This is a genomic window from Mesorhizobium sp. M0136 (assembly GCF_040322515.1).
Lineage (GTDB): Bacteria > Pseudomonadota > Alphaproteobacteria > Rhizobiales > Rhizobiaceae > Mesorhizobium.
In genome coordinates this window covers 1-21112 of record NZ_JAMYTP010000041.1, presented here as the reverse complement: position 1 = coordinate 21112, position 21112 = coordinate 1, and the positions used below count along the sequence as shown (strand labels likewise).

22 protein-coding genes are annotated in these 21112 nt (G+C 63.5%); 7 read left to right on the top strand and 15 right to left on the bottom strand.

What is annotated here, in order from left to right; all coding sequences use genetic code 11:
* Window positions 1-60 precede the first annotated feature (60 nt).
* Both NKJ35_RS29360 and NKJ35_RS29355 read left to right on the top strand, forming a co-directional pair.
* Window positions 61-642 carry a DUF1134 domain-containing protein gene (locus NKJ35_RS29360; protein ID WP_023679557.1) on the top strand — a complete coding sequence of 194 codons (582 nt, stop codon included), beginning with the start codon at window positions 61-63 and terminating at the stop codon, window positions 640-642.
* Window positions 643-789: 147 nt separating this feature from the next.
* Window positions 790-1953 (top strand): coiled-coil domain-containing protein, encoded by a 1164-nt coding sequence (locus NKJ35_RS29355; protein WP_352651084.1) that lies wholly within the window; start codon window positions 790-792, stop codon window positions 1951-1953.
* Between the two features lie 129 nt (window positions 1954-2082).
* Here NKJ35_RS29355 and NKJ35_RS29350 read toward each other — a convergent pair whose 3' ends face one another.
* The gene (locus NKJ35_RS29350; RefSeq protein WP_352651082.1) at window positions 2083-2880 is read right to left on the bottom strand and encodes a TrmH family RNA methyltransferase; all 798 of its coding nucleotides are present in this window, start codon (window positions 2878-2880) and stop codon (window positions 2083-2085) included.
* Between the two features lie 310 nt (window positions 2881-3190).
* Here NKJ35_RS29350 and NKJ35_RS29345 point away from each other — a divergent pair, with 310 nt between their 5' ends.
* Window positions 3191-4195, top strand: a complete 1005-nt coding sequence (locus NKJ35_RS29345) for a L,D-transpeptidase (RefSeq protein WP_352651080.1) — start codon at window positions 3191-3193, stop codon at window positions 4193-4195.
* An 89-nt stretch (window positions 4196-4284) separates the two neighbouring features.
* On the opposite strand, the gene NKJ35_RS29340 is transcribed toward NKJ35_RS29345, so the two are convergent.
* From NKJ35_RS29340 to NKJ35_RS29325, 4 genes are all read right to left on the bottom strand, one after another.
* The gene (locus NKJ35_RS29340; protein ID WP_254819124.1) at window positions 4285-4623 is read right to left on the bottom strand and encodes an ArsR/SmtB family transcription factor; all 339 of its coding nucleotides are present in this window, start codon (window positions 4621-4623) and stop codon (window positions 4285-4287) included.
* Window positions 4624-4796: 173 nt separating this feature from the next.
* Window positions 4797-5603: a HugZ family pyridoxamine 5'-phosphate oxidase gene (locus NKJ35_RS29335; protein WP_352651096.1), complete on the bottom strand. Its 807-nt coding sequence runs from the start codon at window positions 5601-5603 to the stop codon at window positions 4797-4799.
* A complete protein-coding gene (locus NKJ35_RS29330) occupies window positions 5575-6336 on the bottom strand; it encodes a 3-hydroxyacyl-CoA dehydrogenase (protein WP_352651078.1) in 762 nt (253 codons plus the stop codon). The genes NKJ35_RS29335 and NKJ35_RS29330 overlap by 29 nt, the downstream gene beginning before the upstream one ends.
* A 64-nt stretch (window positions 6337-6400) precedes the next feature.
* Window positions 6401-6937, bottom strand: a complete 537-nt coding sequence (locus NKJ35_RS29325; protein ID WP_254819127.1) for a GNAT family N-acetyltransferase — start codon at window positions 6935-6937, stop codon at window positions 6401-6403.
* Between the two features lie 281 nt (window positions 6938-7218).
* Here NKJ35_RS29325 and NKJ35_RS29320 point away from each other — a divergent pair, with 281 nt between their 5' ends.
* Complete coding sequence (locus tag NKJ35_RS29320) at window positions 7219-8208, top strand: glutathione S-transferase family protein (RefSeq protein ID WP_352651076.1); 990 nt, start codon at window positions 7219-7221, stop codon at window positions 8206-8208.
* 20 nt (window positions 8209-8228) lie between these two features.
* On the opposite strand, the gene NKJ35_RS29315 is transcribed toward NKJ35_RS29320, so the two are convergent.
* Both NKJ35_RS29315 and NKJ35_RS29310 read right to left on the bottom strand, forming a co-directional pair.
* Window positions 8229-8711, bottom strand: a complete 483-nt coding sequence (locus tag NKJ35_RS29315) for an ABZJ_00895 family protein (RefSeq protein WP_352651075.1) — start codon at window positions 8709-8711, stop codon at window positions 8229-8231.
* A gap of 70 nt (window positions 8712-8781) precedes the next feature.
* The gene (locus NKJ35_RS29310; protein ID WP_352651074.1) at window positions 8782-9282 is read right to left on the bottom strand and encodes an NUDIX domain-containing protein; all 501 of its coding nucleotides are present in this window, start codon (window positions 9280-9282) and stop codon (window positions 8782-8784) included.
* Window positions 9283-9335: 53 nt separating this feature from the next.
* Between NKJ35_RS29310 and NKJ35_RS29305 the strand changes: the two genes are divergently transcribed.
* Window positions 9336-10280, top strand: coding sequence for a metallophosphoesterase family protein (locus tag NKJ35_RS29305; RefSeq protein WP_352651094.1), 945 nt, complete (start codon window positions 9336-9338; stop codon window positions 10278-10280).
* A gap of 77 nt (window positions 10281-10357) precedes the next feature.
* On the opposite strand, the gene NKJ35_RS29300 is transcribed toward NKJ35_RS29305, so the two are convergent.
* The 4 genes from NKJ35_RS29300 to leuA form a co-directional block, all read right to left on the bottom strand.
* Complete coding sequence (locus NKJ35_RS29300; protein WP_352651072.1) at window positions 10358-10975, bottom strand: hypothetical protein; 618 nt, start codon at window positions 10973-10975, stop codon at window positions 10358-10360.
* A gap of 133 nt (window positions 10976-11108) precedes the next feature.
* Complete coding sequence (locus NKJ35_RS29295) at window positions 11109-11912, bottom strand: alpha/beta fold hydrolase (RefSeq protein WP_352651070.1); 804 nt, start codon at window positions 11910-11912, stop codon at window positions 11109-11111.
* A gap of 212 nt (window positions 11913-12124) precedes the next feature.
* A complete protein-coding gene (locus tag NKJ35_RS29290; protein WP_352651068.1) occupies window positions 12125-13912 on the bottom strand; it encodes a tetratricopeptide repeat protein in 1788 nt (595 codons plus the stop codon).
* Window positions 13913-14055: 143 nt separating this feature from the next.
* Entirely contained in the window at window positions 14056-15792 is a 1737-nt protein-coding gene (gene leuA, locus NKJ35_RS29285) for a 2-isopropylmalate synthase (protein WP_352651092.1), read from the bottom strand.
* Between the two features lie 619 nt (window positions 15793-16411).
* Here leuA and NKJ35_RS29280 point away from each other — a divergent pair.
* A complete protein-coding gene (locus NKJ35_RS29280; protein WP_352651066.1) occupies window positions 16412-16726 on the top strand; it encodes a nuclear transport factor 2 family protein in 315 nt (104 codons plus the stop codon).
* Between the two features lie 17 nt (window positions 16727-16743).
* On the opposite strand, the gene NKJ35_RS29275 is transcribed toward NKJ35_RS29280, so the two are convergent.
* From NKJ35_RS29275 to NKJ35_RS29260, 4 genes are all read right to left on the bottom strand, one after another.
* Window positions 16744-17832 carry an AbrB family transcriptional regulator gene (locus NKJ35_RS29275; RefSeq protein ID WP_352651064.1) on the bottom strand — a complete coding sequence of 363 codons (1089 nt, stop codon included), beginning with the start codon at window positions 17830-17832 and terminating at the stop codon, window positions 16744-16746.
* Window positions 17833-18109: 277 nt separating this feature from the next.
* Window positions 18110-18415 (bottom strand): putative quinol monooxygenase, encoded by a 306-nt coding sequence (locus NKJ35_RS29270; protein WP_352508987.1) that lies wholly within the window; start codon window positions 18413-18415, stop codon window positions 18110-18112.
* A 49-nt stretch (window positions 18416-18464) separates the two neighbouring features.
* Window positions 18465-19262: an SDR family NAD(P)-dependent oxidoreductase gene (locus NKJ35_RS29265; RefSeq protein ID WP_352651063.1), complete on the bottom strand. Its 798-nt coding sequence runs from the start codon at window positions 19260-19262 to the stop codon at window positions 18465-18467.
* 163 nt (window positions 19263-19425) lie between these two features.
* Entirely contained in the window at window positions 19426-19878 is a 453-nt protein-coding gene (locus NKJ35_RS29260) for a DsrE family protein (protein ID WP_352651062.1), read from the bottom strand.
* A gap of 102 nt (window positions 19879-19980) precedes the next feature.
* Here NKJ35_RS29260 and NKJ35_RS29255 point away from each other — a divergent pair, with 102 nt between their 5' ends.
* Complete coding sequence (locus NKJ35_RS29255; protein ID WP_352651060.1) at window positions 19981-21081, top strand: hypothetical protein; 1101 nt, start codon at window positions 19981-19983, stop codon at window positions 21079-21081.
* Window positions 21082-21112 lie beyond the last annotated feature (31 nt).

Below are 21112 nucleotides of genomic sequence, written 5' to 3'. Positions count from 1 at the left end.
CCAAAGAGCCGTACGGATGCGAGGCGTCGGCGAAAGTGCTCCCTGACGGAGATTGGAAGCATGGTTTCCCGATTCTACGACCGGACTTTTTTCCGTGTCATCTCAATGACGATCGCGCTCATCGGCCTTGTCGCCTTTTCGGCATCGGCGGCGCGGGCGCAGGAATACACGGCCCAGGAGATCGTCGATTCCGGTCATAAATTCTTCGGTGCGACATCGGGCGGGCTCGCCACCGTCGTCGAGAAGATTTTCGCCACCTATGGCCTGCCGAACGGCTATCTGCTCGGCGAGGAGGGGTCCGGGGCGCTGATCGGTGGCCTGACCTATGGCGAAGGCACGCTCTACACCAAGAATGCCGGCGATCACAAAGTGTTCTGGCAAGGCCCGTCGCTCGGCTGGGATTTCGGCGGCGAGGGCTCGCGCGTCATGATGCTGGTCTACAATCTGGACGATGTGAGCAGCCTCTATAACCGTTTTGGCGGCGTCGCCGGCTCTGCCTATGTCGTCGCCGGCGTCGGTTTCAACGTGCTGAAGAACAACAATGTGCTGCTCGTGCCGATCCGTACCGGCGTCGGCGCCCGTCTCGGCGTCAATCTCGGCTACCTCAAGCTCACCCAGCGCGCGACCTGGAATCCGTTCTGACCGGCATGACGGAGCAACGGCGATTGGGCCTGTGATCCCGCGGCCCGAGCTTTGCCGCGGCATACTCTTGCCGTGGCGCCGGATTTCCGTCATGCGAAGATGGCAAAGTCGACCTTTGGCGGTTGCCATGCACAACGGATAGTCATCTTGGTCCAGTCGATCCTGTTCTTTGTTCTCGGCTTTCTCTGCGCGGGCTTTCTGGCGCTGATGATTGCTCCGGCCGTGTGGCGGCGGGCGGTGGCGCTGACGCGCAAGCGCGTCGAGAGTTCAATGCCGTTGACGCTGGCCGAGATCCAGGCGGACAAGGATCGCATTCGCGCCGAGTTCGCGGTTTCGGTGCGCCGGCTTGAAATGACCGTCAAGTCATTGCGCGAGAAGGCCGCCGAACAGCTGGTCGAGATCGGCCGCGACCGCGAAGCCCTGAAGGAATTGGCGGCCGAGCGGCAGGACAAGAACCGGGTCGTCGCCGATCTTACAACCAGGGGCGAGGAGCTTCGCAAGCGCGATGAGCAGCTGCAGCAGCTGTCGGAGCGGCTTGCAGAGACCGAGCGCGCCCTCGAAAAGCGCGGGCTCGAACTGCGGAAACTGGAGCACATGTATGACGACGCCAGTTTCTTATCCAGCAGCCGGCAGATCGAGCTGGTGGCGCGCGAATCCGAGCTGCAGAAGCTGGCGAGCGACATTTCGCTGCTGCGCGGCCAGCGTAAGGAGGCGGACAGGCGCAGCCAGGAATTGGCAGCCGAACGCAAGGCTTTGCGGGACGCGCTGAAGGCCGAGAAGAAAAGAACCGGCGACCTGGAAAAGAAAATCGAACGCCTGGTCGCCACGCTGGCCGATCGCGAGGACAGGCTGGAGCGCCGCGAGAAGGAACTGGTGCGCCTTCGCGAAAAGCCGAAAGGCGCTGAAAGGGCGCCTGCGGCGGGTCTTGCCGGCGTGCCAGGCAGTCAGGTCAATGTGGCCGCCAACGGCGACATCGAAAAGACAACCGCCAAGCTCGACGCCGACCGCGAGCGGCTGGAGGCCAGGCTGACATCGCTGGCACGCGAGAACAGGCGGCTGAAGACAGATCTTGCTGCCGTCGAAACGTCGAAATCACGGGCCGGAGATGATGCCGGCAGCGCCAGCGCGGCATTGCGCGAAGAGATGAACGATCTGGCGGCGCAAGTCGTGGCCTTGACGGCAAGGCTCGACGGGCCGGATTCGCCGATCGCCCGGGCGCTTGCAGCGGCTGAGGATACGCGGCCGGGGAGCGGCGGACGCAGCCTTGCCGATCGGGTGCGAGCGCTGCAAAAGGCCGCTTCGACCGACTGAGATTCCGCAAGCGCAAGCGCGGCGGCTCTGAAGCGCGTCGCGTTCGACCGCCTCATCGGACGCGCCTTAAGTTCTTGTTTGATGCATGTCGTTATCGCGAAACCGCTGCACGCTTTTGCGCGACATGCATCAGGCTCCGGAAAAATGATGCAGCGCGATGGCTGACGCGGCGGCGACGTTCAGGCTGTCGAAGCCTTGCGCCATACCGATCCGCAGCGTCTGCAGGCGGGCAAGCAGGCTTTCCGGCAGGCCTTCGCCCTCGGTGCCGAGATAGAGCGCCAGCCGCTCGTTTCTCTTGGCATCGCAAATGTCGATCTGCCCGCGCGGCGACAAGGCGAATTGGCTGAAGCCTTGCCGGTCGAGCATTGCGGTGCAGCCGGCGGTATCGGCAAAGCAGGCGAAGGGGACCTTCAAGGCCGCACCCACCGAGACGCGGATTGCCTTGCGATACAGCGGATCGCAGCAGGTCGGGTCGAGAAGCACGGCATCCGCGCCAAAGGCCGCGGCATTGCGGAAGATCGAGCCCATATTGTCATGATTGGCGATGCCGACCAGCACCACGATCAGCGCGCGGGCGGGCAGCGCGCCAAGCAAGGCTTCGGCGGAGATGGCCGCACCCTTGCGGCCGATCGCCAATATGCCGCGGTGCATGTGGAATCCGGCGATCCTGTCGATGATTTCGCCGAATGCGACATAGATCGGAAGCCCGGCAGGCGCCTTGCGCAAGACGTCATCGAGGCCGGCCAGCCGGTTTTCGAGTACCAGCACCGATTCTGCCTCGAAGCGCCGGGCGGCGAGCAGCGTGTCAAGCACCACCTTGCCTTCGGCGACGAAACGGCCTTGCCGGCCGGCAAGATCTCGCTCCCGGATGTCGAGGTAGGCTGCGACGCGGGGATCGTGCGGGTCGTCTATGCGGATCGGATTCATGGCTTCCTCGGCGGACCATGGCGTCGGCCACGAATCGGGATTCGGTTTCGGAAGGCATGATGCCGGATCCGAAGCTCAGACCGTATCTCAGCGTCCAAATGGATGCACGCCGTTCTAACGGTCATCCAGTCACTGGGCGCCGGGCCAGGATGGAATCTGCCCGGGCTTTGGCGACGGGGAATATTGATTCCCGCGGCACGGCTCTTCGGCAAAGCCGCTTCAATGCAGAATTTCGATGGGGCGAGGGAACCGCACAGGGCCATGCCGCGTCATAGAAGCGGGCTCCTGCTGCGGTCCTGGGAGGACATCGATGATCAGGCTCCTCCTCGTCTTTGCCGCCACCCTTGCCCTTGCATGCGGCGTGGCCCGCGCGGCCAAGCTCGATCCGGCCACCGTCAATCAGGCCCAATTCACTGTCGGCGAACCGAAGGGTGTCGATCCGATGCTGCTGAAGGCGCAGATCCTTCTGGATCGCGCCCGCTTCTCGCCGGGCCTGATCGACGGTCGCCTTTCCCAGAACTTCGCTAAGGCTGTCGCCGCGTTTCAGGCGGCAAACGGACTTCCGCTCGATGGCAAGCTCAGTCCACAGACCTGGAGCAAACTCATCGCAACCTCCGCCAAGCCGGTGCTGGCGACCTATGAGGTGATGCGCAAGGATGTGCGTGGACCGTTCACCCGGCGTATTCCCGCCCGCTGGGAGAGGATGGCCCGCTTGCGGCGGCTCGGCTACCGCAATGCGGTGGAGAGATTGGCCGAGCGCTTCCATGTCAGCGAACAATTGCTGAGAATGCTCAATCCGGGCACCAGCCTCAGGAAGCCCGGCAGGACCTTGGTGGTGCCGGATGTCGACAGGGGCGACCCTGCCGCCGGCGTCGCCACCATCGAGGTCGACAAGGGCGCTCGCCTGGTGCGTGTGCTCGACCGTGCCGGCAAATGGCTGGCGGTCTACCCCGCCTCGATTGGGAGCGAGGAGAAGCCGGCGCCAAGCGGCATGGCAGAGGTCAGGCGCGTGGTGCACAACCCTACCTATCACTACGATCCGGACTTCGCTTTCAAGGGGGTCAAGACCAAGCGGCCCTTTACCATCGCTGCCGGGCCGAACAATCCCGTGGGATCGGTCTGGATCGATCTCTCCATCGAAAGCTACGGCATCCACGGCACGCCCGAACCAGGCAAGATCGGCACGACCTTTTCGCATGGCTGCATCCGGTTGACCAATTGGGATGCCGAAGACCTTGCCTCCATGGTGCAGCCGGGCACCAAGGTCGAGTTCAAGGAGGAGATTGCGCAGGCCGCCGACGAGCGTGTTCAGTAGCAAGGCCGACTTGGCAGCAGGGCGGACTTGGCAGCAAAGCGGATTTGGCAGCAAAGCGGATTTGGCGGGGCGTTCTCCGCCCCGGCCGCTCAGGTCCCGGCGCGACGCAGCCGGTGAGCCATCTGGGACAGTTCACCTTCGCCGAAAATGCCGTCCAGCATATGCAGCAATTCGCGCACCGCCCCGGATTTGCAGGAATAATATATCATTTGCCGATCGCGGCGGGTCTCGACAAGGTCGGAAGCCCTGAGCTTGGCCAGATGCTGTGACAGGGCGGATTGGCTAAGCGACACCTTCTCGGCTATGGCGCCGACCGACATCTCGCCCTCGGCCAGATAGCTCATGATCAACAAACGCTTTTCGTTGCCCATCAGCGTCAGAAACGCAGCCGCGGTTCCGGCGTTGGCGACTAGTTTGTTCGAGACCATAGATCCCCCATGCCTTCTTGCTCATCCGCCGCTATGGGGGCAATAGCGTCGGATTCCATAGACTTTCCCTATAGATGCACGCCAGCGATTCAGCGTCACTCGCAAAGGTAGAACATTTCGCTCAAATCTCAAGGCTTGCTTTCCATGCAAGCCGATTAACTGTGCGGCTGTGATTAATTTGCCGATCGGGCGGCCTTTGCCATATCGACCAGGACAGGCCTGAGGTCGCGTGCCGCTGCCAGCGGCTCGGGGAAGAAGACCCGACAGACATCGTCGCCGGATACGAGATCCATCCCGTCGGCGTCGAACCCGGTGACGATCCAGCCGTCGCCCTCGGCCCCGCCGAAATGACTTGCGTAGAGGGCAATCGCATCGAGATGGTCGGCGTTCATATGGTCGAGTGCCGATTGCTCGCCGACGGCAAGCTCTTCGACGATCGCTCCCGTCGCGACCAGATAGGTGCGGTCGAGCAGATAGGCCTTGCCGAAGCCGCCGTTCAGGCTGGCGCGCTCCGGTTCGAGCCGGAAGATCGAGAAGTCGCCGAGTCCGGCATAGAGCTTCGCCTTGGGATTGTGGTTGAGGTAGCGCCGCTCGGCGCGGGCGTGTTCGTTCGATCCGCGTTCGAGCCGCACGGCGCGGCAGACGAGCGTCAGTCGCGGATGCGCCAGCGGATCGCCCTTGCCGGGTTCGCCGACGAGCAACGAGCAGCGCGGGTCGGCAAGGATAGCGCCGGTGTGGGCGGACAGCATCGAGACCAGGATCAATGGCGTGCCGTCGATGTCGGTGGCGACGCCGACGCGGCTGGCCAGCGGCGAACCGGTTCCTGGTTCGAGCACCGCAAGCGCGCCGAAACGGGCGCTGCGGATCAGCGTCTTTGCCAGCCTGATCGCCTCGGCGTCGGTCGCGCGGATCACGTCTTTCCTGGGTTCGTCCAAGGCACCACCGTCGCTTTTATTTCGGCGCCATGCGGAGCGCGCCATCGAGGCGAATGGTCTCGCCATTGAGCATCTGGTTCTCGACGATGTGCAAGGCAAGGGCCGCGTATTCCGAAGGCTCGCCCAAACGGGAAGGGAAGGGTACTGCGGCGCCGAGCGAATCCTGCACCTCCTGCGGCATGCCGGCCATCATCGGCGTCCTGAAGATGCCGGGCGCGATGGTGCAGACGCGAATGCCAAAGCGGGCGAGATCGCGCGCCACCGGCAGCGTCATGCCGACGACGCCGGCCTTGGACGCGGAATAGGCCGCCTGGCCGATCTGGCCGTCATAGGCCGCGACCGATGCGGTGTTGACGATCACGCCGCGCTCGCCGCCCTGTAGCGGTTCGAGCCTCGCGGTCCGGTCGGCGACCAGGCGGATCATGTTGAAGGTGCCGATCAGATTGACCTCGATCACCTTGCGGTATTGATCGAGTGGGTGCGCTCCATCCTTGCCGATCGTCTTCAAGCCGATGGCGATGCCGGCGCAATTGACCAGAATGCGCGGCTCGCCAAGCGTCTCACCCACTTCCGCGACAGCAGCGGCACCGCTCTCCGCGTCGCTCACATCACATTGGACGGCGATGCCGCCGATGTCGGCCGCCACCTTGGCCGCCCGGTCGATGCCGAGATCGAGGACGGCAACCCTGGCGCCACGGACGACAAGAGAGCGCGCCGTCGCCTCGCCAAGGCCAGAGCCGCCGCCGGTGACGATCGCAATCTGGCCGTTCGGGTTCATCTTGACGTTCGCCTCCCTGCCCAGACTAATGCTGCGAAGCCACCGTGCAACAGCGCCGGAACGGTCACGCCATCGCGGCGATGTGCTCGGCAATCCTTGCCTGGTCGGCGTGGCAAACCTCGCCCACCAGCCTTGCCACCGCGCCCGGCATGATCTCGTGCGCCAAAAGCCGATCGGGATCGACCGGACGCGGCATCGAGATCTGCCCGCGCGGCAGCCTCTTGAAGCCGAGCGGGCCGTAATAGGGTTCGTCGCCGACCAGCATCACGGCAGGCGCGCCGGCCTTGGCGGCGGCTTCCAGCGCGATTGCCACCAGCTTGCGGCCAATGCCGAGATTTTTGAAGGCCGGCCGCACGGCGAGCGGCCCGAGCATCAGCGCGCGGCCGGCACCGGCGGCGATACGCGTCATCCGTACCGAGGCGACGACGATTGCGCCGTCGACGGCCACGAATGACAAAGCGCGTTCGTGCGAGCCAGCTTGGCGGATCTTGTAGGCGGCAAGCACGAAACGGCCCGGCCCGAAAGCCTCGTTGTTGATGGCTTCGATTTCAGGATCGTGCGCCGGAGTTTCCGGCAGGTATTTCACGTCGGCAAGGCTCATGGTCTTTGCGTTCCGGTATACGAGGAAAGGTTTGCTGCAAGCGGCAGCGTTCGCCAGTCAGCGCTTCATCAAGCGCGGGCGCTCTTTCGTCGTCGGTCGAACCGGATCACGGCAAAGTCAAACATGTGGATGTCCGCTAGCACCAATTTTCAGCCGCCGCAATTGGCCGGCGCAGCCGACACGCACTCGACGACGCAGCCGTTGACGATCTGTTCAGCGTCGGGGATTTCCGCGGGGCCGCTTACTGCCCTACATCGGGTAGGAACGCGAAAGGATATTTCATGGGATTGCTAGTCGAAGGCCAATGGCAGGACCGCTGGTACGATACCGGGGAGAGCGGCGGGAAATTCGTGCGCGCGCAGTCACAGTGGCGCGACTGGGTGACCCGCGACGGCACCCCGGCTGAAGGGCGAAGACGCGGCTTCAAGGCCGAGCCCGGCCGCTATCACCTCTATGTCTCGCTCGCCTGTCCGTGGGCGCATCGGACGCTGATCTTTCGCGTGCTCAAAAAACTCGAGGACGTGATTTCCGTCTCGGTCGTCCATCATTTCATGGGCGCCGACGGCTGGACGTTCCTGGCGGCGGACGGCGCCATCGGCGACACGCTCTACGGCCTCGATTTCCTGTACCAGATCTACACCAGGGCCGATCCCGGCTATTCGGGCCGGGTCACCGTTCCCGTGCTGTGGGACAAACGCGAGCAGACCATCGTTTCGAACGAATCTTCCGAGATTATCCGCATGCTCAATTCGGCGTTCGACGAATGGGGCGATGCCAAGCTCGATTTCTATCCGCAACCGTTGCGCGGCGAGATCGATGCGGTCAATGCGCTGGTCTATCCCGCGGTCAACAATGGCGTCTACCGTGCCGGCTTCGCCACCACGCAGACAGCCTACGAGGAGGCGTTCGGCGAATTGTTCTCGGCGCTCGACACGCTGGAGGACCGCCTGTCAAAGCAGCGCTATCTCGTTGGCGGCCGCATCACAGAGGCGGACTGGCGGCTGTTCACGACACTGGTCCGCTTCGACCCGGTCTATGTCGGCCATTTCAAGTGCAATCTGCGCCGCATCGCCGACTATCCGAACCTGTCGAATTATTTGCGCGACCTCTACCAGGTGCCGGGCGTCGCCGGCACGGTGAATTTGCACCACATCAAGTCGCATTATTACGGCAGCCACGAGACGATCAACCCGACGCGCATCGTGCCGGTCGGGCCAGAGCTCGACTATGGCGCGCCGCATGACCGAAACAGGTTCAGGAAGGCGGCTTGAAACCACCGACCGCGAGCTGGTTACTGGAAAGGCTCCGCATCGAGTTGGGCCCGTCTGGCGCGACTGGCCTTCAGAAAGATTTTGCCGAGTCGCTTGTTGAAGCCGATCGCGTTGAGGCAAAATCCAAAAAGCGCAAGTATTGCCAGAACTAGTATCCAGGCTCCGGCGGGGATATCTTCCAAGCTCGTCGGCGCGACGCCGACCAGCACCGAGAACAGTAGGCAAACGATTGAAAACAACAACGATGCAGCTGTTGAAAGAATGACTATTTTCCAATACTCACTTCGCTCAAATATTCTTCCATGTCGTTTTATGAATGCTGAGTAGGAGAAAGAAGATGATGCGAATATTATAGCTAAATTCACGGCCGTTGCCGTGCTCTTTTCCACGGATGGAAGCAGGTACACAAAGGATACCCATGAAACGTACAATACTATTGTTGCAGAAATATAAATTCCAACATAACGCCAAATATTTACGGCTTCAATCTTGTCAGCTGGCATTTGTTTCCCCTGAATTCGACGCAAAATAAAGTCTTGAGTTCCAAATGCAAGAAAATTCTCTGCTGTGAAGTCACCAGTGGGGCGAGGCCGCGGCGTTTCCAAAAATCTCCGCGATGCGCCGCAAAGTTGCCGGTGTCGTGCCCTCCGGCAGACGATCGAGCGAAAAGAAGCCGGCCTCAGCGATCTCGCGGTCGGGCAGTTTGGGTGCTTTCTGGTTGAACTCCTCGACCAGATAAAGGCCGACATGATCGCGGCGGCTGGCGCGGCGGTTGAAATGCAGCGATTTCAGCACCGGCGGTCCGGTCAGCGCGATGTTGCCTTCCTCGGACAGTTCGCGCGCCAGCGCCTCGATCATGGTCTCGCCCGGCTCAACGCCGCCGCCCGGAAGATGCCAGCCCGGAACATAGGTGTGGCGGATGAGGAAGACCGAATTGGAGGCTCGGTCGTGGATCAAGCCGCGCACGCCGAGCGTCATCGGCCGCCGCAGTACGAAGTACAGGTGAAACAGCCTTGCCCTGAGGCCCGGCCATCCGGTCTGGCGCAGGGCTTGCTCCGGATCCGGCGTCGTCATCGTCCGCGAAACCGTGAGTGGAAAGCGGCGCGCGCCTCGCCTATGAAGAAAAGATGTTCAGGCTCGCGCATATTTCCGATGTCCATCTGGGGCCGCTCCCCGATTTAACCTATCGCGATCTCGCCTCCAAGCGCGTGGTCGGCTACGTCAATTGGCAGCGCAACCGCCGCCGCCACATGCACGACGCCGTCATCGACACGATCGTCGCCGACATGAAGGCCAGCGGGCCGGACCATCTCGCCATCACCGGCGACCTGGTCAATCTGGCGCTCGATGGTGAGCTCGAGATGGCCAAGCACTGGCTGGAGACGCTTGGCTCGCCCAACGACGTGTCGGTCGTGCCGGGAAACCATGACGCCTATGTGCCGGGCGCCTTCGACAAGACCTGCCGGTCGTGGGCGGCGTGGATGACCGGCGACGGCATCAATACGCCGGTCGACCGCAACACCTTTCCGTATCTGCGCGTACGCGGCGATGTTGCGCTGATCGGCGTCTCCACGGCGCGCGCCACGGCTCCGTTCATGGCCAACGGCTTCTTTCTGGAAGGCCAGGCGGAACGGCTGCGCGGCATGCTCGACGCCACAGGCAAGCGCGGCCTGTTCCGGGTGATCATGATCCACCACCCGCCGATGCGCGGCGCCGTTTCGCAGAACAAGCGGCTGTTCGGCATCTCGCGCTTCCACAGGGTTCTTCACCGGCACGGCGCCGAGCTTGTGCTGCATGGCCATTCGCATGTGCCGTCGCTGTTCTTCATCGGCGCCCGCAAGACAAAAATCCCGGTGGTCGGGGTCGCCGCCGCCGGGCAGGCCCCCGGCAGTTCGCATGCGCCGGCGCAATACAATCTGCTCGACATCGACGGTGAAAAGGACAATTGGCGGATCAAGCTGACGCGCCGCGGCCTGACCGGGCCGGCATTGCCGCCCAGCGACCTGCAGACGCTGGAGCTTGGCGTCGAGGCCGAGGCGTCGATGGCTAGAGCAATTCCAGGAAAAGTGTGAAGCGGTTTTCCGTCCGGAATTGCATCAAAACAAAGAGATAGAGCCGTTCAGCATTTTCGGTGAAACGCTGAACCGCTTCAGAAGCTGATTTTCATCGCGACGATGCGATCCCAGAACAGTACGAGCGAAATCGCCAGGCCGACCAGGGCGCCGGCGGCGATCAGGCCGAGGCCCGAGAAGAACGCCGACCAGCCGTTGCTGCGCGCAGCGATCTGCAGCGGCGGCTCGGCCTCCGCCACCAGGGCGCGTTTGAGGCCGGCGACGGCTTGCTCGATGCCGCCTTCCATCATTCTCTGGCGCTCGACAACGCGCTCGGCGACATAGCGCGTCACCTGGTCGGCAACGACCTTCATGTCGGCCGATTCGGCGAGGACGACGCGGCCGATGCGCGTGTCCTTGAGAAAGCGGTAGGTGCGGCGGTCGCGTCCCATGGCGACATGGCTGACGGCGTCGATCCACAGCCGTGGCTGCAGGCCGGACGAGACGGCGAAGTCGAAACTGTCCATGTCGGTGGGCACGTCGCCGAAGACCGGTGCGAGTTCGGCGGCAAGCAGATCGAGCCGCATGCGATGCGCTTCGCGCATGTCGACGACGACATCGTCGCGGTCGGCGAAGGCGTTCTTGACGTCGCGAATGGCATCGGACAGTTTTCGCGACTGATCGATCTGGGTGATGTTCTCGCCTGCGTCCTTCATCGGCGTTGCCTCGCGGGTTTGGTTAACACCGAATTAACACAGCCGCCGGCAAAATGCACTTGCCAGATCGACGGGCCGGCAAGGGTTCGGTGGAAGGAGCACCTGCGCCGCGGCCGTCCCGCGCGAGGACGGATCAGCTCGCCGCCGCAGCCAATTCTGGACGAAGCCGCCTGCTGCGGCGCCGCATGTTGCGACGGACAGCCTCGACGACCAGGCCGGGCGCTTCCTCGACCAGCATATGGCCGGCTTCCAGCACGTGGTGCAGATGAAAATGCTTCGGCAGGCCGTCCGCCTGGCTGACGGGCAGCATCGCGTCGTCGGTTCCCCAGACCACCATGATTGGCATATTCAGCGTTTCAAGCCGCTCGCTTGGGATGACGCCTTGCCGATCATCTCTGGTCATGGCGGCCGCGAGCTCGACAAGTGTCCGTAGCTGACCGGGACGCTGCCGCATCTCGTTGAGGAGCTCGACCCTATGCTGCGAAGGTCGGCTTTGTGGTCCCGACATGGCGGCAAGACAGGCGCGGATTTCATCCGTGCCGGCAGCGGCGGCGTAGCGACGCAGCAGCGGACCATTGATCTCAGGACCGAAACCGCCCGGCGCCAACAGCGTCAGCGAGGCTATTTTTTCCGGCTCGTTCAATGCCATCAGGGCGGCCACGGCGCCGCCCATCGAGTGGCCGACGAGATGGGCCCGCTTAATCCCGCGAGCGGAAAAATCCGCAAGGACGGCACTGGCTGCAATCCTGGCCGGACCGCTGCCCGGAAAATCGAGCGACAGCCCATGCCCCGGCAGATCATAGGCCAACGTCCGCGCGCCGAGTGCCAGGGACGCGGCCACCTCGCGCCAGTCGTCGTGGCGGCCACCGAAACCATGCAGCAAGGCGATGGTTGTCGGGCCGGTGCCCCGTTCGGCAGCGTAAAGAGATGGGCTCATGCAAACTTTATGGATCAGATGCCGGGGGCGGTCTTATGCGAGGATCAGTCTTTGCGGGAGATCAGACCTATGCGGAGATCAGTCTTATGCGCGATCAGACCTATGTGGGATCAGATTGGCCGGTTCAAATTGTGTCTGAATTGCGCTTTGGCCGTCCGGATGGCCAGTAAAATCTTCGCGATCACCTGACGTCGTGCACGCGCCGGGAGACGTCAGCTGGCGCCGCCAAGCCCGGCGGCGCGCAGGGCCTCCACCAGCCGGTTGGTCAGATCGGCGGGATATCTTCGCTCGACGAAGGTTGCGCGCGGATCGGCTGCGAATTTCGGGAATTTGGTGGTCAGTTCCTGCAGCAGCCTGCTCGCCAGCTTCTCGCGGCCGGCAGCTTTGGCACCGATCAGCCGCGCGGCCAGATAATGCGATTTCATTTCCGTCGTTCGCAAGCCGTCGCCGGCGAGCGTCGCCTTGTTCATGTCGCCCATCATGAACTCTCCGGCGAACAGCCCGTAATCCCACCATGTCGGATGGGCGCTGGCGATGTCCACCGCGTGAGCGATGATCGGGGTGCCCTCGCTGTACCTGCCGGCGAAAACCAGCCCGTAGCCATAGGCGGCGGCCATTGCGAGATCATACGGATTGAGCTCATAGGCCTTGCGCATCCAGCGGATCGATTCCGCGGAATCGCCCATGCGCGAGTTGAGATAACCAAGGGCGCGGTGCGCGTAGGGGCTGGTCGGGCCCATCTGGATGGCGCGATGGGCAAACGTCATCGCTTTTTCGATCGTCGCGTCGGCGGGGTAGGGATAGTGGTCGGTGACCGCTTCAAGATGCAAGGACGCGAGCTCCGAATAGACGAGCGACGACTTCGCCTTCCCGTTGGCAAGATCTTCGAGGCAGCGGTAGGCGGCTTCGTGCGTCTGGGCGTTCTGGTCGAGATAATATTTGCCGTTGAGCACCAGGCACGCCGTCAGCCCGGTCTGGATGCCGCTCTGCTCGATGTAGTTGTAGATCGTGCCCGAGGCGGGAAGAGCCGAGCTCAAAATGCCGGAGATCTGGTCCTCGATGGCGGTGTTCGCGCTGTCGCCGGCGGTCAGGTTGCGTGACAGCAGCACGCGGCCTGTTGCCACGCTTTGCAGCTCGAGCATGATGTCGCCGCTGCGCGGCCCGGGCAGGACATCGAATACGAAGCTGGCGGCGTCGGTAACTGGATCGGGCGGGCTGTCGGCATCACGGCCGATGAAATTGATGGTGTCGAAGCCGCTAAGGCCGGCGCGCAGCGATGCGGCGACACGGCGAGCCACGTCGCTGTCGGCCTTGATGGCGATGTAGACCTGGGGAAGGTTTTCAACCGGAGGCGCTGCAATGCTGGCGGTCGCCACCGCGGTCTCGACCGCCGTGTCGCCGCCGGTCAGCAACACCACGCTGCCCTGACGAAGGATCAGCACACCCAGCATGAGGATGACCAGCGCGATCGCCAGCCAGAAGAACTGCAAATGGCGCTGCAGCGAAGGTGCAGCAGGGGCGACGGCTGGAACGCTCAGCAATGCAGCCGGATGTGTCCGGTTGCGGGCATCTTCCGGCGATCCGGGCGGGGCGTTTGTCGCCTCCTCTGTCGCCGGCTGCGGCTTGCTCTTTGCCTCCACCTCCGCCGGCAAGCGAATGGCATTGAGTTCGTAGGATGGAACATAGCCGCCGCGCGGAATGGCGATGCGGACCGGTTCGGCAACGCCCTCATTGGCGAAATACTGCTGCAGAAGCTCGCGCAGCCTGCCGGCCTGCACCCGCACCACCGCATCGGTCGACGGATCGAAATCGCCGTCCTTGCCGAAGACGTCCATCGCTATGGAGAAGCCCTTGAGCCGGTCGGCTTCGCCTGCCTGCTCGCGCTCGACGAGATAGCGGAGCAGCTTGCGCGCGCGCTCGGATCGTCCGAACGTTTCGCTGGCAAGCAATCGCTCCAGCGTTTCGCGCACTGCGGGGGCGGCAGGCGTGGTATGCTGCAAGTGTCGATCCCTTCGAATTCGGCACAGGTTGAGGTACAATCATATAGCGCTGGCGGCGCCTTACAAGCGTGTGCTTATGGTGCGATAGCGTACCCACCGGATAAAAGTCCGGTGGGCCGATGGCGCGAGTCTGGCAGTCTCGGCTAGCCGAGCTTTCGGCCGACGATGCGGTTGGCGGCCGAAACCACGGCTTCGAGCGAGGCGGCGACGATGTTGGTGTTGATGCCGGCGCCGAACAGCTTGCCGCCCGGATATTCCATCTCGACATAGGAAATGGCCGAGGCATTCGAGCCGCGCTGCATGGAATGCTCGGAATAATCCAGCACCGACATCGGCACCCCGACATGGCGCGACAGCGCATCGACGAAGCCGTCGATCGGGCCGGTGCCGGTGCCTGATATGGTCACCTCCTTGCCTTTGTCGAGGATCACCGCCTCGACCACGCGCCGGCCCTTGACCTCGGTGTCGGGGTAGGTGTGGTGGTCGAGGAACTTCAGCCGCGCGCCGGGCTGGTCGACATAGGTGTCGAGAAAGCGCTCGTAGATGCGCCTGGCCGGCACTTCCTTGCCTTCGGCGTCGGTGATCGCCTGGATGGCCTGGCTGAACTCGATCTGCAGGTTGCGCGGCAGGTTGAGGCCGTAATCCGCATGCAGCACATAGGCGATGCCGCCCTTGCCGGACTGCGAGTTGATGCGGATGATGGCTTCATAGCTGCGGCCGACATCGGCCGGGTCGATCGGCAGGTAGGGCACCTCCCAGTGCGGCGTGTTGGCCTTGCGCAGCGCCTTCATGCCCTTGTTGATGGCGTCCTGGTGCGAACCGGAAAAAGCGGTGTAGACGAGCTCGCCGACATAGGGATGGCGCTCGGGGATCTTCAGCTGGTTGGAGTATTCGTAGACGTCCTTCATGCGGTTGATGTCGGAGCAGTCGAGCTTGGGATCGACGCCTTGCGTGTACATGTTGAGCGCCAGCGTGACGATGTCGACATTGCCGGTGCGCTCGCCGTTACCGAACAGCGTGCCTTCGACGCGGTCGGCGCCCGCCATCAGGCCGAGTTCGGTGGTGGCGATGCCGGTGCCGCGGTCATTGTGCGGGTGCAGCGAGATCAACAGGTTCTCGCGATTGTCGAGATTGCGGCACATCCATTCGATGCGGTCGGCATAGATGTTGGGCGTCGACATCTCGACCGTGGAGGGCAGGTTGATGATCAGCTTGTTTTCCGCCGTCGGCCTGACGATCTCGGTGACCGCGTTGCAGATCTCCAGCGCCACTTCGAGCTCGGTGCCGGTAAAGCTCTCCGGCGAGTATTCGAAACGGTAGCCGCCGCCGGCCTTCGCCGCCATGTCGGTGATCATCTTGGCCGCATCGGTGGCGATCCGCTTGATGCCGGCGACGTCCTTCTCGAAGACGACGCGGCGCTGCAGCTCGCTGGTCGAGTTATAGAAATGGACGATCGGGTTGGTGGCGCCCTTCAGCGCCTCGAAAGTGCGGGTGATCAGTTCCGGCCGGCACTGTACCAGCACCTGCAGCGAGACGTCGGCGGGCACGTTGCCTTGTTCGATGCACCAGCGGGCGAAATCGAAGTCGGTCTGCGAGGCCGACGGGAAGCCGATCTCGATCTCCTTGAAGCCCATGTCGAGCAGCAGGGCGAACATGCGCGCCTTGCGTTCCTGGCCCATCGGATCGATCAGCGCCTGGTTGCCGTCGCGCAGGTCGACCGAGCACCAGATCGGCGCCTTGTCGATCACTTTCGAAGGCCAGGTGCGATCGGCAAGGCCGACGGTCGGATAGGGTTGGTATTTGCGGGCAGCGTCCGGCATGCCCCTCGCGGGCTTGGTGGTTTCCTCTACATTCAGACGGATATCTTCTCGTGCGTTCATCATCTTTTCTCCCGGCGGCTCACGGATCCAGCTTCAGGCGGATTGGTGGCGAGCGGCGCCTTTACCAGAATTTCGTTCGCTTGATGTGACGTGCCAATTTGCAGACTGGCCAAGGAGCGTGCGCGTGCGCGGCGAATTCGACCGCCGGGCGCTCCTTCAGCGAACCCGGCGATCGCCGATAAGGCCGAGAGGCAGCAGGGTGGAGGCAAGCGCGCGAACGGTCTGGCCGGCAATGCCGGTCGGACGGGACGCAAAAGAGGTGGCGCGCGGGCTCATGGCGGTTTTCATACAGGAGCGGGCAAAGCGAGGCAAGTGGGAGCACGCGCCGTCGGCTTGGGGCTTCTCGATGCCAGAGAAATCAATCAAGCGGATGACCGATGCCGGCGCTGCCCTTCACGCAGGGCGGCGCAAACCTGTCGCGATTGTCCGGGGTAGCCACATTTTGTTCTTGCTTTGTGCCGGCAGCTATGCTACTAATCTGGGTATGGTGCTAATTGGCTCCAACGACCCGCCTCCCGAGGCGGGTTTTTTATTTTCGGCGTCATGCTTCGAGGACTACCCTATCGTCCCATCCGGCCGCTCCTTCCAGAGCACCGGAATCCGGTCCAGGAGGAAAGACATGGACACGCCCGATCCCATCCGCCGCTTTGTCGAAGCCACCAATGCCAGCGACACCGAAGCCTTCCTGGACAGTTTCACGCCGGATGCCTTTCTGAGCGACTGGGGCCGGTCGTTCCGGGGCCGCGAGCAGATTGCGCGCTGGAACCAGTCGGACAATATCGGCGTGCAGTCCAGGTTCAGCATCCTCGGCATCGCAGCAGCGGACGGCACCTGCCGGGTTCGCATCGCCGTCGAAGGCAACGGTTTCAACGGCGAGGGCGATATGGTCTTCACGCTGGATGGCGAGCGTATATCGAGCCTGGTGATCAGCTGACGCAGCCCAGCTGGTCTTTACTCCCGCAGGCTTCTCGCCACCAGCCGCGCCACGCTTGGGCCGACCAGAAGCACGATCAGGAAGCGTGCCGATTGCAGCGCCATGACGAAGGAGATGTCGACATGCTGCGCGGCGGCGGCGATGATGGCGACGCTGTCCATGCCGCCCGGGCTGGTTGCCAGATAGGCGGTCAGCGGATCGATGCCGAGCAGGCGGCTGATCAGGAAGGCGAGGCCGCCGCAAAAGCCGATCAGGGCAATGATCGAGCCGACGATCTGCGGCAGCGCGCGGGCCGCGTGGCGCAAAATGGCCCTGGTGAAATTCAGGCCGATGCTCCAGCCGATCGTCGTATAGCTCAAGGCAAGCAGCCAGGGCGGCAACTGCATGGTCACGCCGAGCCCAAGATGGATCACAGTGCCGAAAATGAAGGTGCCGAGGAAGAACGGCGACGGCAGCCGGAAAATCTTGCCGGCGAGGCCGCCAACCAGCGCCACGCCGAAAGTCGCGGCTAAGCCTTGCGGGTCGACCGGTGGGAACCAGACGATGGCCGGCACCTCGATGCCCGAGGTGTCGACCCAGAGCTTGGCCACCAGGGCTGCCGTCATCGAGACGCAGATGACGCGCAGATAAAGCATGAAGGCGACGAGGCGCTGGTCGGCGCCGAAGGCACCGGCCATCAGCACCATGGCGGTGGCGGCGCCCGGCGACGAGCCCCAGACCGCGGTGGTGCCGGGCAGGATGCGCCAGCGGCTGATCAGCCAGCCGAGCAGGCTGGATGCCGCGACCGTCGCCATCACGACGCCAAGGAACAGCGGCCATTCCTTGTAGAAGACGGGAAAGATATCGGCCGAGATGGAACTGGCGACCAGGCAGCCGACGATCGCCTGGGCTGAGCCGAACAGAACCCGCGGCACGCGCACCGTGGCGCCGTTGGTGCCGGCGACGATGGCCGCCAGCATCGGTCCGATCAAGAGCGCGGCCGGCAGGGCGGCGAGTTCCAGCGCGCCGGCAAACAGCACCGAGACCACCACCAGGACCGGCCACTGCCAGGCCTTGTGGATCCGCGCCAGGTGCTCGATGGCCGGCGGGTTCGGGGAAGAATCCATAGATGGGCTCTTAGACCGGCCGCGAAAAAATGCGAACCCTTTTTGCGGGGTTGGCCTTGGGTGACGACTGCACTAGGGCTTCTGTGGCGATCCTTCGCGCCCCCCTCTGTCCTGCCGGACATCTCCCCCACGAGGGGGGAGATCGGCTGTTCCAGGGCCCCGCTCATTCCTGTGGCGTTTGGCGATTGGCGAAAGCCGAGATGACGGACAATCTCCCCACTTGAGGGGGAGATGGCCGGCAGGCCAGAGGGGGGCGCTGTCCCGCCGGCCTCTCCCTCTATTCCGCCTTCACCGGCAAGCCGAACCCGCCAACAGGATGCGTCTCCACCTGGAACTCGAACCCGGCGATGATCGGCCGTGCCTTGGCGATTGCCGCCTGGACTTCGGGCAGCTGCAGCGAAGCTTTGTGGCTTTCGGCGTCGGTCCACACTTCGGTCACCCAGATCGCGTCGGCATCGGCCGGGTCGGTGGCAATGATGTAGTTCAGGCAGCCGGGCATGGCGCCGGTGCTGGCGAGCAGGATATCCATCATTGCGTCACGCTGGCCGCGCATCGCCCGCATCTTGCCGATCAGTCCGTACATTCGCTTTGCTCCGTTGAGATGACGCAACCAGGAGTATGCAGTTCGCCGTCTACGGCATCAACTGCCCGCCATTGACCTCGATCACCTGGCCGGTGATGTAGCCGCTCAACAGATCGGAGGAGAGGAACAGATAGGCGCCGACGCAGTCCTCGGCCGTGCCGGCGCGGCCCTGCGGGATGGTGGCGATCATGCCTTTCATCTGGTCGTCGGTCGAGTAGCGTTCGTGGAAAGGGGTGGCGATAGTGCCGGGCGCCACTGCGTTGACGCGGATGTTGAAGCCGATCAGCTCCTTGGCCATGCCGCGCGTGACGTTGGAGACGAAGGCCTTGGCCGAGCCGTAAAGGCCGGCGCCGCCACCGGCGCCGTTGCGTGCGGCGATCGAGGAGGTGTTGACGATGAAGCCGCCCTGCCGCTTCAGCCATGGGATCGCCTTGCGCGAAGCTGTCAGCACGGAGCGCGCGTTGAGGTCCATCACCGCGTCGTAATGCGCCTCGGTCTGCTCGGCATAGGGCACGCGGCCGAGCATGCCGCCGGCATTGTTGACGAGGCCGTCGAGCCGGCCGAAATGTTGCGCACTGTCCTCGACAACGCGCTCGACATCGGCAGGGATCGAGAAATCGCCCTGGGCGAGGAACACGTCGCCTGCGCCGTTGCGAATGGTCGCGGCCAGGTTTTCGGCAGCCGTACGGCTCGAATTGTAGTGCAGCGCGACGCGGCATTTCTGCGCGGCGTAGGCAAGTGCAAGCGCCGCGCCGATGCCGGTCGAGGCGCCGGTGACCAGCACCGCCTTTCCGGCAAGGTCGGGGATGACCAGAGAGGGGCTGACAAGGGTGGTGGTGGCTGGCACGTCTATTCCTCCGGGGGACTCTGCCTGCTCTTCGTAGGCCCTCGCAGTCCTCGCATTCAAGTCCGTAAAAGTTTAGAGCGGTTCACTGTTTCACGACCGCTCCCTCTTTGTCTTGACGCAATTCCGGACGGAAAACCGTTTTCACACTTTTCCTGGAATTGCCCTATGGCCTGAGATAGGCGTAGCCCTGGCGTTGCAATTCGGCGAGCTTGACGACGCCGCCCCTGTCGGCTGCATGGAAGCCGTCGAGCAGGTCGGCCAGGCCGATATCCATGCCGTGCATGGTGTTGGCGCAAGCGTGCGGGCTGAGTCCGTCCTGGACAAGCCCGGCGAACCGCCCGGAAATGGCGGCGGATATGCCCTTCGACTTGAAGGCGGCAAGTGCTGGGCCGTGCACGACAAGCGCGATGTCGGCATTGCCGTCGGTGCCTTCGAAGTGGTTCTTGATGTTGCCGAGCACGAAATTGACCTTGTCGAGGTCGCTGAGGTGATAGGCGACCTTTTGCCTTTCCTCTTCGACGGCCTTGACTTCAATGGCTGCCGCCTTGATCGGGCGCAGCCCGAAAAGCCCGGCAACTCCGGCAAGACCGACGCGGAAAATATCGCGGCGTCGCATGGCTTCATCTCCCATTTGGCCGGCCGGCGCAAATTGCGTGGCCTCGGCCGCGATCCTAGCATAAATTGACGCCACGTCTTGTCGGGGCAATGGAGGGGTAGCATGACGTCGAGGACCATAATGGGGACCATGATGGGCGCCGGGCTCGGGGTTGCCTTGCTTGCCGCCGTCGCCGGCTCTGCTTTCGCCGATGACACGCTCAAACTCACCGAGCTCAGCCCCGACGGCAAGGACGCCTGTTTCGGCCGCGTCTACGACGCCGCGCATCTCAAGTCGCATCCGCAGCAGAAGGTGACGCGCATCTTCTTCTATTACGGCCGCGATCCGGTCAGCCGGCCGAACGAGGAGCCAAGCACCGGCATCGATTCCTCCTACAATGGCTTCATGGCGACGACGGTGCGCGGCGCCGAGGCGCCTGAATGGCTCGGCGGCTGGTGCAGCCACGAGTCGGAGGACGGCAAGACCGGCCCGATCCGCTGCGGCATGGACTGCGATCGCACCATGGCTTCGCTGAAGGTCGACGACAAAGGCCGGCTGATTGTCTCGGACGTGCAGCCCGACCTCTATCTCGACGCCGGCTCGGAAGACGAGCTCGGCAAGGCGGAGTACGAAAGGCAGGCGCTGGGCAAGGACGATAACGGCTTCAGGCTCGACCCGATGCCAGCCGCCACCTGCAAGGCGGAGTTCGCGCGCATCGACCCGATCGACCCGGCCCTTGGCCCGCCATTGCGCGAGCGACTGAAGCCGGACCAGGCCTTCTGCTACGGACGCGACTACGACGCCGCGCATCTCGGCTCGCATCCCGATCAGCTGACCCAGTCGATCAGGGTTTTCCGCGGACCGGTCGAGCTGGCGTCTTTCGCCAAGGAGGGCGATCCGGCCAATTGGCCAAGCGGCGCCGACATCGCCGTTTCGGTTACCACGCGGCAGAAATCGGCCAAGGTCACGCAGGTCTACAACTGCCAGGGCGAGGGCGACCAGTGGCGCTGCGCGGCGAGCGCGAAGACGGGTGTTGCCTCCTGCGACATCGCGCAAAAGGAGGTCTTCCTTCGCCGCGGCGCCAACGGCACGATGATGCTGGCCAACCCGAACAGCGGCCTGCCGATCGTCGATCTGTGCTCGAAAGCGGCGGCAGGCGACACAATGTCCGACGACAAGGTCTACCGGCTGCAGCCTGTGCAGCAGGCTGCCTGCGGGCTTTGAGCACTTGAGAACCGCGATGCCGGCAGGACAG